The sequence below is a fragment of the Butyrivibrio sp. Su6 genome, assembly GCF_900108105.1.
GTDB lineage: Bacteria > Bacillota > Clostridia > Lachnospirales > Lachnospiraceae > Butyrivibrio.
Genome location: NZ_FNUR01000002.1, coordinates 65,306 through 80,703, shown reverse-complemented (window position 1 = coordinate 80,703; position 15,398 = coordinate 65,306). Strand labels below are relative to the sequence as shown.

Genomic DNA, 15,398 nt, shown 5'->3' with positions numbered 1-15,398 from the left:
TCCTATGTTGAAAAGAGGTGCCTATGAGTATGATCGGTGCGATAGGCGGCGGATATGGAATGTTTGGAGGTTATGCAGCATCTTCCACAAGTGCTGCAGAAGCTACAAAACCTATCCTTAATCCAAACGAATCTACCCAGAAAGCTCCTGGAAAAACATCATCTCCTGCAGAGTGTGAGACCTGCAAGAACCGAAAATATCAGGACGGTTCCGATGAGATGGTTTCCTTTAAGAGCGCACAGCACATTGATCCTGCAGCGGCAGGTGCAAGAGTCCGCGGTCACGAGGCGGAACATGTGAGTAATGCATATAAAGACGCAGCCCAGAACAACGGCAAAGTCTTACAGGCTTCTGTTTCTATCAAAACAGCTGTATGTCCTGAGTGCGGACGCGTTTATGTAAGCGGTGGAACGACAGCCACCAAAATAAAATACGAAAACGAGGAGAATCCTTATCAGAAGGCGAGAAAGTCCATGGACAGACAGGGACTTGTGGGGAACAATGTAGATCTTGCCGGATAAGGCGGGGTTTATTATCAAAATGACTAATCTAAAATCATCAGCAGAACTTAAAGCAATCGCAAAAGAGCGTTCTCTTGAAAAATACGGAACACTTATATCTGCGGATCTTATCGTCATCATCATACAGCTGGTTCTGTCTGGTATTGCCACTGTTTCCAGTTCCGGAAGCATAATTCAGTATGTAATAAATGAAGCAATAGTGCTTATTGTAAGCATTCTTTTAGGTGTGCTTGTTTCAGGCAAGACATACCTTTATATGAATCTGATCTATTCACAGAATGTCTCTATTTCAGATCTCTTTTTCGGATTTAAGATATTCCCTGAAAAGGCCGTGAAAGTTCAGTCTCTTTTTGTGCTCGTAGACTTCGTTATAGGGCTTCCTGCCACATATCTTCTCTACCTCACACAGCACAACACTTCACCGAATCTGTTCCTTGGAACAATACTTGCTCTTTTCGTAGAGCTCATTGTTAATGTTTATGTTCGTCTGACTTATTCACAGGCCTTTTACCTTCTTCATGATTTCCAGGACAGAAGTGCAAAAGAGCTGTTGGCAACAAGCAGACGTCTCATGAAAGGCAACCGCTTTAAGCTTCTTTATCTAAACGTATCATTTATCCCGATCATGCTCCTTGGTGTGATAACTCTTTTTATCCCCCTTCTGTGGATAAATGTATATCGCAACGCTACACTTGCAGCATTTTATCAGGACCTTATTATGCAGTACGCGCATAACAATACAGTAGAACACTAAAAGGATGGTATGTTATGGACTTAATTGATGCAATCAAAGCTATCGATAAGCCCCACGAAGATGACATTCTAAACAGACTCTACACGACTTGGGGTGAAAACATTGATCCTGCCAATCTGTTAAAAGAATATCCTCGTCCGCAGTTCGTCCGTGATAGCTATGTTAATCTCAACGGATATTGGGAATATCTTTTTGCCCCTGTTAATTCAAAAGATGAGCTTCCTTCCCGCATGGAAGGAAATATTCTTGTACCGTTTTCACCGGAAGCCATTCTTTCAGGCGTTGAAAAAAGACTCCTTCCGGATCAGCTTCTATGGTATAAAAAGAATCTCCCCTGTATCACAAGAAAATCCCGCACTTCAAGGATTCTTCTGCATTTTGGAGCAGTCGACCAGTTTGCTGATGTATTTGTAAATGACTCCCTTGTTGGCTCTCACAGCGGCGGATATCTGCCATTTACAATTGATATAACTGATTTCCTTATTTTCAATGAGGATAACCTAAGTACAGCCGATAACACGATTTACCTAAGGGTTCGCGACACCAGTGATTCATCCTATCACAGCCGCGGCAAACAGACTTTAAAGCGCGGTGGCATGTACTACACAGCTCAGAGCGGAATCTGGCAGACTGTATGGATTGAAGAAGTTCCTGAAGTCTATGTCAGGGAGATAAAAATCCATCCCGGCGCAGACCTTCATTCCGTAACTATAGAAGTTGCAACCAACAAAAAAGCTACCGTAACAGTGAAGATTCCCGGTCACGAACTTGTTAAGTCACCTGACTCTGACACGCGTCCCGGAACAACCTTTAGTGGGGACTGGTCTTTTTCTTCAGACACGTATCCTACTATCGGTGTAGATCACTCTGCTATTGCACCTTCCTACTACAGTTTTAAATTCAAGATTGAAAGCCCTCATATGTGGAGCCCTGAGGATCCTTACCTGTATCCGATCCAGATCTTATGCGGCCAGGATCACGTAAGCTCCTATTTTGCCATGAGGTCTTTTGAAGTCAAATATGACGACAGAGGCAAATCCAGATTCTTCTTAAACGGAAGGCCCTATTTCCTCATGGGAGTTCTGGATCAGGGCTACTGGCCCGATGGCCTTTACACTGCTCCATCTGATGATGCACTTATCTATGACATAACTGAAATGAAACGCCTTCATTTCAACATGATGCGCAAGCACATAAAAGTTGAGTCTGCACGCTGGTACTATCACTGCGACAGACTTGGAATGATAGTATGGCAGGATATGGTAAGTGGCGGCTCCTCCTATGCCAAGCCCGTGGTTTCTTACCTGCCAACTCTTTTCCCTAAGGTATTCGGACGCATGTCTGACGGACCTGCCTACTACAAGACTTTCTCAAGAGGCTCAGCTGAAGGCCGCAGGGAATGGCTCGATGAAATGCAGAACACCATAAGGTATCTCTACAACGTTCCCAGTATTGCCACCTGGGTACTATTTAACGAAGGCTGGGGACAGTTCAACGCCGCAGGAGCCACCATTATGGCAAAAGAGCTGGATAGGACGCGGCCTGTTGACCAGGCCAGTGGATGGTTTGATGAGGGAAGCGGTGACTTTAGAAGTGTCCACAATTACTTCAGGCCTTTGTCTGTAGAAAACGACCCAAAAGGACGTGCATTCGTCATATCCGAGTACGGCGGCTACACCTGCCACATAGGCGGCCATTCAAGCGTAGACAGGGTTTATGGCTATAAAAAATACGACACCTTAGATGACCTTGGCGTCGCTTACTACAATCTTATAAATGCGGATCTAAAACCGCTTATTCCAAAGGGTCTGGCTGGTGCAGTTTACACGCAAGTCTCTGACGTCGAGGAAGAGGTAAATGGCCTTATGACCTACGACCGCAAGATAACCAAGATAAATCCTGACCTAGACCCAAACATGACAAAAAGAATTAATTCTTAAGCTAAAAAAGCTCCTCGATGATCAATCGGGGAGCTCTCTTATATTTCTTACAGGGATCAGTAGACTTCTACCTGACCTCCAAATATTCTGCGAAGTTTATTCCTTACCATGATGAATGCAGGGATAAGGAAAAGATCTGCAAGTATCCATGCTGCCGGTGAAGCAAGGCATATAGCTATGAATCCAAATCTAGGAACAAGGAGAATGGCAACAACGCTTCGGCCTATCATCTCCATGACTCCGGCCAGGACGGCAAACATTGAAAAGCCCATACCCTGGATCAGGAATCTCACTATATTAACAAGTGCAAGTGGCACATAAAACATGCTGTTGTAGAAAAGGAACATATGGGCATTATCAAGGCAGGCTGCCTCTCCTGCATTAAGGAATACCATTGAGAACTGTCTTCCAAAGAGGGCAAGCACTACAAATGCAAGGATAGCATAGCCGCATCCAAGCTTAACTGCTGCAACAAGTCCCTGCTGAAGGTGATCGAGCTTTTTGGCTCCAACATTCTGTCCACCATAGGTTGCCATTGTTGAACCAAGAGCATCAAAGGGAATACAGAAGAACATTCCAACCTTACTTCCTGTTGTAACAGCGGCTGCCGCATCTGTACCAAGGGCATTGATGGCGGTCTGGAGGATAACACTTCCGATGGCTGTTATTGAGTACTGAAGTCCCATTGGAACACCCATGTTAAACAGGATAACAAAGTGGTCTCTGTCAAGCTCCCAATCCTCTTTTCTCAAATGAAGAATGTCTATCTTTTTGATTATATAAACAAGACACATTGTGCCTGCAGCCAGCTGTGAAACCACAGTAGCAAAGGCTGCTCCGAATATTCCCCAATGAAGAGGAATGATAAATACAAGGTCTAAAACGATGTTGAGAACTGAAGCAATTATCAGATACTCTACAGGGTGTTTGGAATCTCCCAGCGCTCTTATTATGGCTGAGAGGAGATTGTACATATATGTAACCGGAATTCCAAGGAAGACAACAATTATATAAATATATGCATATTCAAAAACATCTTCAGGGGTCTTCATGATAACAAGTATCTGTCTGCAGAAAACGCTGACGAAAAATGTCATTACAACTGCAAATACAGAGCAAAGAATTATGGCATGTGACACGAACTTTCTCATGCTCTTATAGTCTTTGGCACCAAACCTCTGAGCTACAGGAATCGCAAATCCGTTGCAGACTCCCATGCAAAAGCCCATTATAAGGAAATTAACAGCGCCTGTTGTTCCCATTCCTGTATAGGCCTCTTTTCCGAGAAACCATGACACTATTGCAGTATCGATCATGTTGTACATCTGCTGGAAGAGCATGCCCCAGAAAAGTGACATAGCAAATCCAAAAATCAGAGACATTGGATTTCCAACTGTTAAATCTTTTATATTACTTGTCTTCTTCATAAATTACCTATTCTCTTGAATCCAAATTCATAACACGCTTCGCAAAAAGCTCTGCTCAAACAAATTTAAGTCAGAGTGCATGTAACACTCTGACTTAAAATCTACTAACAACGAGATAGTCTACTACTTTTTATCAAAATTTCAAGTGAATTTTTTATGACCAATTATTCCATTGCTGTAAAGCTTGTAACTTCACCCCAATCAGACTCTTCGGCGCCGATATCCTCATTTGCAAGGGCCTTGATTCTGAAGTAGTATGTGTTGCCAATTTCAGGTGTAAATTCAAGGTAGTTATTTATAATTCTGCCTTCTTCTACTGTTGGCTCGACGACACCACATCCGCTCTCAACTTTCTGAGTTAGCGCTTCGTCAAGATAAGTCTCAACCTGGTAACTTGTGAGTGCTTCGCTTGCAAGAGCATCCTTGAGGTCGATTTCAATTCTGTCTACAGTGTGAATATAAGGAATTCCTGGCTGATATGTAGCCTTTGGAGCAGTAAGTACACCGCACTTCTTATATCCGTTAAGGACAGCAACCTGTTTCTCATTATAATTAGCATCAAGCTCATAAAGGACTACTGCATAGTTTTCACCAAATGGCACGCAGTTAATGTTACCAACTCCACCATTTGCAGACTGTGAGCCAAGTACTACCGCACCATCGGCTACGGTTCCGTTTGAAACATCTGAATCGTTATAAACTTTGATAACATAGCTGTTATCTGATGAAGTGAAACTAAAATCACCATTTTCCTGTACTTCAAAATCTTTTACATTTCCACCAGATTCAAGCTTTGATACAGCAAATGCTGCAACTGCAACCACAGCGATAACTGCTACGATTATTGCAACTCTCTTGGCATTACTGTTTTTCTTAAGCTTTTCTGCAGACTCCTCAACTTCCTTAGGTTTTCTTACAAGCATAAAGATGCAAAGAGCAAAAAGTACTACAAATACTGCAATAAGTGCATAAAGTGCTTTCTGCCACCAAGGAAGGACAGCGACAACGATATCATTTGAAGAAATGCCATTCATTGCTGATGAATTTACAACTGCATAGCAGATACGATGACATGCTTCCCTTAAGTTAGACATTACATAAGCGTTATCTTTGTATTCATCAAGCTGGCTTGTACGACCATGATTGTCATACAGACCGTCATACATATCTGTGCCTGTACTAACTGCTCTTGGTGCATACATATAGCTTACACAGATAATTCCTTCATTGTCACTATCAGCATCAGTAATTGTGAATCCATCAAACCCAAACTCGCCTCTTACTACATTGTTGATGTATGAATGCATACCATTCCATGTAGTTCCGAGTCTGTTAAATCCTGTCATTATAGCCTTCGCATTTCCCATATCAGCTCTGAGAACCTTTGAGAATGCATTGAGATAAATCTCTCTTATAGCCTGCTCATTACTCCATGTACCAACACCTTCTCTGTGTGTCTCCTGGTCATTAAGGAAGCAGTGTTTTTCATAAACAATGATACCCTTTGACTGGATACCGATACACTCATTTGTTCCGATTGATCCGGCAATAAATGGATCTTCTGAATAATACTCATAGTTTCTTCCTGAATAAGGAGTACGATGTGTATTTATACCAAATCCATAAATACCTGAAATGTGAGAGTGTAATCCGTCTTCACCAATGAGTTCACCAACTCTTTTTACAAGTTCGTCATTGTATGTCTGTGCACGCATGCTGGCTGAAGGATAAGATGTTCCTTTACCACCGCCAACGAATGTTGTACCAAAACCAGTAGGTCCATTCTGATCTGATGTTGCAGGCTTTGAGATTGAGTTAACGGCTGCTGTTGTATGACCGCCTCTGATAAGAAGAGCTTTCATCTCCTCATAAGTCATCTGATCAAGAAGTTTGTCCCACATAGGATTATCATAAGCTTCGCCTTTTAAGGTAATGAGCTTAAGACCATAATTAGCTCCAAATACCGGCATCTTATATTCATCAGAATTAACTTCCTCAATTTCCGGGAAATAATCGCTCTGAACTTCCTCAAACATTTTGTCTGTCATGTTAAGAACAACAGATTCATGAGGATACGTTGCTACCCAATCATTTCTTGTAAGATATGTTATCTTCTGAGATTCATCATACTTATTGATATCAACATCATCAAACTGGTTTGTGATGTCTGCACCTGTAACAGCAGAGTGCGCAAATTTTTCTTTATCAAGATCAGCTACTGTGATTGTCTTTACAAGATCAGCATTTCCTTCTGCATCCATTCTCTGGTCTGTTGTCTCAGGTGAAAATCCCTTAGCAGCGAGAATGTTGTTAACAGCTTCGTGTGTTCCATTTGCAAGAGTAAAGTAGTATTCTCCGGCATCAAGAATGTATGTCTTGGCATTATTTGAATCGTAAGCAGCAAGTTCTTCTTTAGAAATTGTTATAGTAACTTTTTCACTCTGACCAGGCTCAAGTGATTCTGTCTTATCATATCCGCAAAGTTCAACAGATGCCTTCTCAACACCATTTTCTTTGTCATAGTCTGTATAAGGAGACTGGAAGTATACTTCAACTACTTCTTTACCTGCTACAGAACCTACGTTAGTAACATTAACGTTTACAGTAACATTGTTTTCATCTTCTGTTACTTCATAATCAGAATATTCAAAATCAGTATATGAAAGACCATAGCCAAATGGGAAGGCAACAATATCGTTATAAGCATACTGTCCAGGATTTCCTGTCTGCATTACATAATCTTCATATCTTGTCTCATAATATCTATATCCAATATAGATTCCTTCCTGATAAACCTGATAATTCATCTGGTTCATGAAAGCTTCAGGAATAGAACTTGATTTTACTTTTTCAAGGTAGTCTTTTCTGTAGTTTGCATACTGATGCTCACCAAAGTTCATCATTGCAGGGTTTTTAGTATTGTCATAGCAAATTGTATCTACAAGATGACCTGATGGATTGATATCACCTGTAAGAACTGCACCAAGAGAATCAATTCCGCATTCACCTGTTGTTGAGATTACAAGTACTGCATCTACGCCATAATCCTGAGTAAGGAAATCAACCTGAGGCATATTGGCTGCGTTGATTGTTACGATGATACCTTTCAATTTGCCTTCAGCTTTAAGATTCTTTAAGCCCTCAAGTACGCTCTTTTCATCGTCATTAAGTTTAAGGCCATTTCCATCCATGCCGCTTTCTGTGGCTGTGATTGCACCGAGATCAGACTGAGTAAGTGCATTGTCAAGTCCACTTGGGATATCATAGCCTTCGCCGGCAACTCTTGATACGTTGAAGATAGCAACATCATTGGCAATCATGCTGTCAAATGTGCTGTCTGACTCAAGTATAGACCAATTAACTTCATTTATAAGATAGTCAGCAGGGCTTGTGATAGAAGGGCCGCTTCTCTTAAAGTCTTTTCCTGCTCCTTCACTGTAAAACTTCCAAAGTGCACTGTTAGGTACAAGGCCTGCATGCTCCATAGAAGTATAGAATGTATACTCTCCTGTAGAAGCTGTACTACCTGAACCCGTTCCTGATGTCAAAAGATTCACAGTTGACTGGCTAAAAAGCCCTACCTTTGTCCCCTTCTGAATTGGAAGAAGTCCATCATTCATTACAAGGGCAATTCCTTCAGCCGTTACTTCTTTACAAAGTTCTTGTCCGGCTTTAACAAGGGCCGCATCATCATATACTTCACTTCCAGATGCAGTAAGCTGTGTGCTTCCGTCTGCATCCTTCTTTACAAATTCACTGGGGAAATAAACAACATTTTCCTCAACATCACTTTTGATAGTCTTGTATGGAACAACGCCTAATGCCCAGTTAATTACAGTACCATAGTGTATCGCAATCGGAGTACCTATGATGAAAACAAGCATAAGAATACCTGTTATAACTGTCAGGATTTTCCATATCAGTTTTTTCTTTTTCATTAATATTCTCCTTCTCCTATTATAATTCTTCCATCGCCTGCTGTAGTGACATTCCTGCTGCTATAGCTTCCTTACGCCTCTGATTGACTTCCTGGATTTCCTTCATTTTTTCCCCTGTAAGGATATAGCCTTTCATTGCTATTATTGTGGCAATCCACGCTACCATAGGTACTACGCAGAAAAGTATGATAACAACTACATTCATCCCTGATGAGTAGGGCGTATCTGCAGTTGGAAGAGACTTGATTCCTATCAGACTTACAGCGATTCCGACTACTGTAGCTGACAGTGAGGAAACAAGCTTATCCACAAGGGAAAAGAGTGTTCCCATGATTCCAGGAATGTATTTTCCTGATCTGTATGTTTCATAATCTGAGCAGTCTGCAACCATTGGAATGGGCATATCTGCTGTAGAATAGTAAGCACCGTAACCAACACCAAAGAACACAAGGAAAAGAACTGTGTAGATATTGATGCTGAGCTTTCCGTTTGAAATAAGTGAGAGGTTAACTCCCGGCACACCCTGCTTCCACGCAAGTAAAAGTGCAAGTACACCTACATAACAAACAAGTGCAAGTGACACATATCTAAGAAGTGACGCTCTCTGGCCTTTCTTTTGACTTGTTCTTACTGTGAGAACAAAGAAAGGAACTGAGAATACGTAACCAACTATCATCATTGGAAGGTAAAGTCCGTCGTAGTTACCCATCATGCAGCCGTAGAGCATGCACAATACTGTTGTGTTTGTGGCGATTGAAAGAGCCAGTTTGCATCCGGCGCCCGCAATCATAAGTCTCTTCATAGGGCTGTTGTTTTTGATGATCTCCACGTATTCTGAGATTTTCACTTTTTCCTGCTTGCTTCCACCGATTCCGAAGTACTTCGGCTGATCTTTTTCCCAAATACCGATGATGGCAAGTATTGTAAGAATAATTGAAACTGTGATTCCAATTGGTGTTAAAACCTTGTAAAAGTCTGCGCTTGAGTAATCTGCAACATTTGCTCTGATGATTGGTGCAAGGAACTGCATAACTCCCATTCCTGCAAGAGAACCTACTGTATTAAATATTGTGAAAAGAGGTCTCTGGTTAGGATCAGATGTAAGAACCGTCTGACCTGCTCTTGTGCAGGAGGTCTGGAATGTATAACCGATTACCCAGATCGCATATAAGCCCACAAAAGCTGCGTACCTAAGAGCCATCATTGTGTCCGGAATCTTAGGAGTAATAATGTACATTGTGATAATGCTGAGTGCCATAATGGCATTTCCGATTACCATGAATGGCCTGAACTTACCGAATTTCCCGTTTGTTCTGTCCATAAGCGCGCCGATAACAGGATCTGTAAAAGCGTCGAATACTCTCATTCCTGTTACCATCACTGACGCAAATAAAACGCCAAGTCCAAGTACGTTTGAACCAAAGGTCGCAATATAAGCAAGGACCAGGACGTAATAAACATTTGTAGCTCCATTATTCAGTGGAAAAAGCACCAGCTGATAAAGCTTTGCCCTGTTTATTCCATCATTATTGTTTACTGTTTCTGCCATAACTCTTCTCCTCTAATAACGATAGTTTATTATCTGACATAGTCCGGTCGGATGCGGATACCGTAACCGACCAAAATACGGTCGCTAACGGTAACCAGCTCCCTTATTACTTTGTCCAGTTAGCTCCCTTATCTCCTGATTCCTTAAGTGTATATTCAGGATTTGGTCTGCTAACCTTTCTAAAGACTGCTTTGTCGCGGCATGCCCCGCTTACAGCCATAAATTCATTTTCTCCTGTAAGAGAAACCTTAAACTCAAATACGTGCTGGCCATGCTTGGTCTCAAGCTTGTTTCCATCTTTGTAAAGAGTAACTTCGTTCTGATTTGAATAAACCTTTACAGTTATCTTATTTGAGGTTCTGTCCTTAAATCTCTTGGATGTGATATGAACAAAAGGTTCTTTGCTCCACCATGCTTTGTAGATGTAGAAGCTGTCTTTCTTGGTCTTCCTGTCAAAAGTAATAAGTCCCTTGTGGTTCATACCCGGCTCACCGCCCTGATTTCTTGCATCTGCTGCAAAGTCGAACATGTTCCATACGTGTGTTGCCCACATGAATGGATTTCTTTCAAAGCATCTGAGCATGTACTCGTGATAATGGGCCTGGTACTCCTCTGTGTGATCGCCTCTTCTAGGTCTTTCTGAATGAAGGTTTGGCATTCCCTCACATCCATATTCTGAGTAACCAAGGCTTCTGTCCGGATAAACGAAGTGGAAAAATCTCATCCACAGGTCATTTAAGAAAAGTCCCGGAACATACCATCCAAGATAAAGGTTCCAGCTTACAGTATCTGTGATATGCGCCACTTTATTGAATGGTCCGCAGACAGCATAACAGGCAAGTGTTGTAAATCTTGTCTTATCCATTTCATGACATAGATCGTTAAGCTCTCTGTGGTTATCCAACATATCCTTTCTATCTTTTGTGGATATTGTTATCTCATTGGAAATGCCCCAGCACACAATTGATGGATGGTTATAGTTCTGAATGATCAGTTCTTTCATCTGGCTGATGGTGTTGGCTCTTCCATTTGGCATATGCTCTGAAATATAAGGAATCTCAGCCCACACTACCATTCCCCTCTCATCGCAAAGATCATAAAATGTCTGGCTGTGCTGATAGTGGGCAAGTCTGATGGTGTTGGCTCCAACCTCGCAGATAAGATCCATATCCTCTTTGTGCATCTCATCTGTGATTGCATTACCAAGGCCTTTCCTGTCCTGATGTCTGCTAACGCCGTGAAGAGTATATTTTCTACCGTTCAGATAAAAGCCTGTCTTGGGGTGATAATGGAAATCTCTGACACCAAAACGTGTCTCTACTTCATCAACCGCATTTCCATCAACCAAAAGCTCTGCCTTTAATCTGTAAAGATATGGGTCATCGATTCCATCCCAGAGATGAACATCCTGAATGAGCATATCTGACCAGCCCTCATCCATAGATCTGTGAGACATCTCCTGACAGACTTCATTTCCCTCTTTATCAAAAATCGTGACACGCACTTCCCCTGAATCAGTGTTGAGCCACATTTTTGTGGCTACCTTTGCTTTTTTATATCCTTCAATAGGAGTTGCTGTAACCTGAAGTCCCTTGCCTCCGAAGTAATCCAGGTCAAATCTCTTTTTATTAACTACTACGAGCTTTACATCTCTGTATATACCACCGTAAAAAGTGAAATCCGCCTTCTGTGGATAAACTTTTGTATTTGGTCTGTTATCCACTTTTACAAGAAGGTTGTTTTCACCATCCTTTAAAACTTCTGTGATATTTTTTCTGAATGTGGAATATCCACCTTCATGTCTGATTATTCTTTCGTCATTTAAAAAGACGTCGCACTCTGAATTCACTCCGTCAAACTCCAGATAAACGTCTTCACTGTTTCTATCAAAAGAAGGACTTTCAAATTTCTTTTCATATGTTGCCAGTGTCCTCAGATAGTCATTTCCACCATCCTGACCGTCGATATTGTTCCAGGTGTGCGGAATATTGACTACTTCTTTTTCTTTTCCATCAATAGAAAAGTTCCAATCGTTGTTAATGTTGTGAATTTTTCTCATGCTAAATCTCCTTTATATGGTTAAATCTTACAAAATCGCAATATATGATTTCAATCATTGTGGAATAAACGACAGTTTTAACAGCATAATTTACAAGGCACAATCTAATGCTGTAAAATATACCTATGAAACAGTTCAGAGTTGCTATTGTAGAAGACGATACAGAGTATTCTTCATTCCTTGAAAGCTGCCTTAATAAATATGGGAGCGAAAAGGGATTTGATTTTAATGCAAAAATATATACCAAGGCCGAGAGCTTTTTAGATGATTACAAAAAGGCTTTCGACATTGTTTTTATGGACGTGGATTTGGGAAAAGGTTTCCTCAATGGTATGGAAGCCGCTAAAAAGCTGCGCCTTATTGACGATACAGCTCTTTTGTTCTTTGTTACAAACATGCCTCAATATGCGCCTGAAGGCTACGGCGTTGACGCACTTGACTACTGCCTAAAGCCCATCAGTTACAGTAACCTCTCAGTAAAACTCGACAAAGCCATGCGCCTTTTAGAGGGCAGGACAGGCCAGCCCGTTAAGGTAAAAGACAAAAAAGGCACTCATATTCTCTCTTCCAATGACATTATGTATATAGAAGTAATGGGACACGATCTTATGTTTCACACTGTAGATGAGATAATTGATTCCTACGGCGGGTTGAGCGAAAGGGAAACAGAGCTTGCAAACTGCAATTTTGCCAGATGCAGTGCTTCCGTCCTTGTAAATCTCGCCTTTGTCAAAGGGCTTTACGGCGATGAGATCAAGGTCGGCAGAGATATGATCAAAATCGGTCGTTCCAAGAAAAAAGCTTTTTTGGAGCAGCTTAATCTGTACCTTGGAGGTTGAGTATTAAATGAATGGTTCTTGGATAAGCAGTTTTACATCTGTTGGTTATTACCTCGAGATACTCATTGCTGAGTTTCTATTCCTTCAGACCTTTGAAAAAAGAAATCTATTTATATTTAGATTTGCAGCTCTTTTGCTGATTTCTTTTCCACTTGTATTTCTTATAGATCTTGATAGTACAGATTCTACATTCATCAGATTTTTCATGCTTCTTTTAATCATCGGAGTATCCATAATCTTTTATCTTAGTAATTACAAGGGCAATACCTTTTCAGTCATTTCTTCCTGTATCAACGGTGTTGCCACGCAGCATATCGCCAATAAGTTTACTGTACTGATATCACTAATTCCTTTTGTAAAAGAGGCAGCTTCATCAAATTATATTTTTTCCATCGCTTTAGAAATTATCATTTGTTCGATTGTTTATATTATTGTTTTCATACTGGTTGCCAAAAACTTCCATTTTGAAAAAAATTCAATAAGGCTGAATGTCCTGTCTATAACAATCGTCATCACATGTATTGGTGTAAACAGGCTGGTGGTAGACCACAGTTCTGACAATATCTACTACGAGCTTGCAGCTTGCACATACGCCATCATATGCTGTGCCCTTGCCCTTGCCATGCAGCTTTATCTGTACAGATGGCAGGAAGAAAAATCAGAGTCCCTGGTTATAAAAGGTCTTTTGTCTGCTTCTGAAAAGCAGTATGAACAGTGGAAAGCAATGGTTCAGTTTACCAACATCCAAACCCATGACTTAAAACATATGCTGGACAGAATCGAACGTCTGGCAGAAGAGAACAAGCTTGATGTGCCGGATCTTTCACCTATCAGAGATTCGATTGAAGGCTTCGCTCCCCTGGTAAAAACAGGCAACGAAGTTCTTGATGTTCTTCTCAGAAATATGAATACTCTCTGCAAACAGCAGAATATCCGCTTTAACTGCGTAAGCTACACAGATTCTCTCGGTGCCTATGACAGCATGTCTTTGTATTTTCTTTTTGCTAATGCAATTGACAATGCAAGAGCCGGCGCCGATACTGTGACTGCCCCCGACAAGCGAGTAATTGACGTAAGTCTTAAAAAGTTCGGCGATTCAGTGATCATCCATATATGGAACTATTTTGAAGGCGAAATCAAATTTGACGGCCAGCTCCCTGTCAGAGAAAAAAATGAAAGTGGTCACGGTTTTGGCGTAAAGAGCATAAAAATGCTTGTTGATAAATTCGAAGGTGCCATGAACACTTACGCAGAAGAAGATGTTTTCCATTTGAACATTATTCTTCCTATTTAACTTTTAAAACCGGGGCAATTAATGTACAATAACTTTATCTTTACTAGCACATTCCGTGCGGAAACGGGGATAAAATGGACAATATTAAGGCTGTAGTTTCTCTAGGACACGAAGCTCTCGGTGTTACAACCAATGAGCAGATGAACGCAACAAAGGTCACTGCCAAGGCATTGGCGGATCTCATAGAAGCTGGTTATCAGCTCGTCATTACCCACAGTAACGGACCTCAGGTCAGCATGATCCATAAAGCGATGACTGAGCTCCACAGAATCTATATCGATTACACAGCAGCTCCCATGTGTGTATGTAACGCTATGAGCCAGGGCTATGTAGGTTACGATATTCAGAACTCCCTAAAAACAGAACTTACAAGTCGCGGCATCTCAACACCTGTAAGCACACTCCTTACCCAAGTTACAGTAGATCCTTATGATGAGGCTTTTTACGCTCCTACTAAGGCAATCGGAAGAAACATGTCAAAGGAAGATGCTGACACCGAAATTAAAAAGGGTAATTTTGTAAAAGAAATTCCAGGCAAAGGCTATCGCAGAATAATTGCTGCGCCAAAGCCTATTGATATTGTAGAAATAGATGCCATCAGAGCACTTGTAGATGCAGGCCAGGAAGTTATCGCCTGCGGCGGCGGCGGAATTCCTGTAATTGAACAGGGCCACGTACTTAAGGGCGCTTCCGCTGTTATTGAAAAAGATGCTATTGCAGGCAAGCTTGCAGCAGACCTAAAATCAGACAAGCTCATAATCCTTACTTCTGTTCCATACGTTTACACAAACTTTGGCAAAGAGGATCAGCAGCCAATTCAGAAGATGAATGTTGAGGCAGCTAAGAAATATATCGAAGCCGGAGAATTCGGCGAAGTTGACATGCTTCCAAAAATTGAAGCAGCTATCGAGTTCCTTGAAGCAAATCATGCAGGCGAAGTTCTTATCACTTCTCTTGACTCTGTTAAGGATGCGCTCAAGGGCAAGGCAGGAACACAGATCGTATTTGAATAATAACTCAGCATTACTAAAATAGCCCAGTGCACACGCACCGGGCTATTTCTTTATCTCTTTTTAC

At 41.3% G+C, this 15,398-nt stretch carries 10 protein-coding genes; 6 read left to right on the top strand and 4 right to left on the bottom strand.

Translation table 11 applies throughout. The annotated features are described in order from the left end of the window. The first annotated feature begins 23 nt into the window (after positions 1–23). From C4S54_RS02640 to C4S54_RS02630, 3 genes are read left to right on the top strand one after another with little or no spacing between them, the layout of a single operon-like run. On the top strand, positions 24–521 hold the full coding sequence (locus tag C4S54_RS02640) for a hypothetical protein (protein WP_022772414.1): 498 nt from the start codon (positions 24–26) through the stop codon (positions 519–521). Positions 522–540: 19 nt separating this feature from the next. Further along, positions 541–1,275 (top strand): DUF975 family protein, encoded by a 735-nt coding sequence (locus tag C4S54_RS02635; RefSeq protein ID WP_146059958.1) that lies wholly within the window; start codon positions 541–543, stop codon positions 1,273–1,275. Between the two features lie 14 nt (positions 1,276–1,289). Next, the gene (locus C4S54_RS02630) at positions 1,290–3,215 is read left to right on the top strand and encodes a glycoside hydrolase family 2 protein (RefSeq protein WP_103868150.1); all 1,926 of its coding nucleotides are present in this window, start codon (positions 1,290–1,292) and stop codon (positions 3,213–3,215) included. 56 nt (positions 3,216–3,271) lie between these two features. On the opposite strand, the gene C4S54_RS02625 is transcribed toward C4S54_RS02630, so the two are convergent. The 4 genes from C4S54_RS02625 to C4S54_RS02610 form a co-directional block, all read right to left on the bottom strand. Next, the gene (locus C4S54_RS02625) at positions 3,272–4,642 is read right to left on the bottom strand and encodes an MATE family efflux transporter (RefSeq protein WP_103868149.1); all 1,371 of its coding nucleotides are present in this window, start codon (positions 4,640–4,642) and stop codon (positions 3,272–3,274) included. Between the two features lie 164 nt (positions 4,643–4,806). Further along, positions 4,807–8,580: a glycoside hydrolase family 3 N-terminal domain-containing protein gene (locus C4S54_RS02620; RefSeq protein ID WP_103868148.1), complete on the bottom strand. Its 3,774-nt coding sequence runs from the start codon at positions 8,578–8,580 to the stop codon at positions 4,807–4,809. A gap of 19 nt (positions 8,581–8,599) precedes the next feature. Next, positions 8,600–10,129, bottom strand: coding sequence for an MFS transporter (locus C4S54_RS02615; RefSeq protein ID WP_103868147.1), 1,530 nt, complete (start codon positions 10,127–10,129; stop codon positions 8,600–8,602). Positions 10,130–10,235: 106 nt separating this feature from the next. Further along, positions 10,236–12,188 carry a glycoside hydrolase family 2 protein gene (locus tag C4S54_RS02610; protein WP_103868146.1) on the bottom strand — a complete coding sequence of 651 codons (1,953 nt, stop codon included), beginning with the start codon at positions 12,186–12,188 and terminating at the stop codon, positions 10,236–10,238. Positions 12,189–12,313: 125 nt separating this feature from the next. Between C4S54_RS02610 and C4S54_RS02605 the strand changes: the two genes are divergently transcribed. The 3 genes from C4S54_RS02605 to arcC all read left to right on the top strand — a co-directional run bounded on the left by C4S54_RS02605 (position 12,314) and on the right by arcC (position 15,334). Then, positions 12,314–13,027 carry a LytR/AlgR family response regulator transcription factor gene (locus tag C4S54_RS02605; protein ID WP_022772424.1) on the top strand — a complete coding sequence of 238 codons (714 nt, stop codon included), beginning with the start codon at positions 12,314–12,316 and terminating at the stop codon, positions 13,025–13,027. 7 nt (positions 13,028–13,034) lie between these two features. Continuing rightward, positions 13,035–14,321 (top strand): ATP-binding protein, encoded by a 1,287-nt coding sequence (locus C4S54_RS02600; protein WP_103868145.1) that lies wholly within the window; start codon positions 13,035–13,037, stop codon positions 14,319–14,321. Between the two features lie 74 nt (positions 14,322–14,395). Further along, positions 14,396–15,334 carry a carbamate kinase gene (arcC, locus tag C4S54_RS02595; RefSeq protein WP_103868144.1) on the top strand — a complete coding sequence of 313 codons (939 nt, stop codon included), beginning with the start codon at positions 14,396–14,398 and terminating at the stop codon, positions 15,332–15,334. The last annotated feature ends 64 nt before the right edge of the window (positions 15,335–15,398 follow it).

Coding starts and splice junctions, on each gene's coding strand:
- C4S54_RS02640 (WP_022772414.1), top strand. CDS start 24: ATGAGTATGATCGGTGCGATAGGCGGCGGATATGGAATGTTTGGAGGT.
- C4S54_RS02635 (WP_146059958.1), top strand. CDS start 541: ATGACTAATCTAAAATCATCAGCAGAACTTAAAGCAATCGCAAAAGAG.
- C4S54_RS02630 (WP_103868150.1), top strand. CDS start 1,290: ATGGACTTAATTGATGCAATCAAAGCTATCGATAAGCCCCACGAAGAT.
- C4S54_RS02625 (WP_103868149.1), bottom strand. CDS start 4,642: ATGAAGAAGACAAGTAATATAAAAGATTTAACAGTTGGAAATCCAATG.
- C4S54_RS02620 (WP_103868148.1), bottom strand. CDS start 8,580: ATGAAAAAGAAAAAACTGATATGGAAAATCCTGACAGTTATAACAGGT.
- C4S54_RS02615 (WP_103868147.1), bottom strand. CDS start 10,129: ATGGCAGAAACAGTAAACAATAATGATGGAATAAACAGGGCAAAGCTT.
- C4S54_RS02610 (WP_103868146.1), bottom strand. CDS start 12,188: ATGAGAAAAATTCACAACATTAACAACGATTGGAACTTTTCTATTGAT.
- C4S54_RS02605 (WP_022772424.1), top strand. CDS start 12,314: ATGAAACAGTTCAGAGTTGCTATTGTAGAAGACGATACAGAGTATTCT.
- C4S54_RS02600 (WP_103868145.1), top strand. CDS start 13,035: ATGAATGGTTCTTGGATAAGCAGTTTTACATCTGTTGGTTATTACCTC.
- arcC (WP_103868144.1), top strand. CDS start 14,396: ATGGACAATATTAAGGCTGTAGTTTCTCTAGGACACGAAGCTCTCGGT.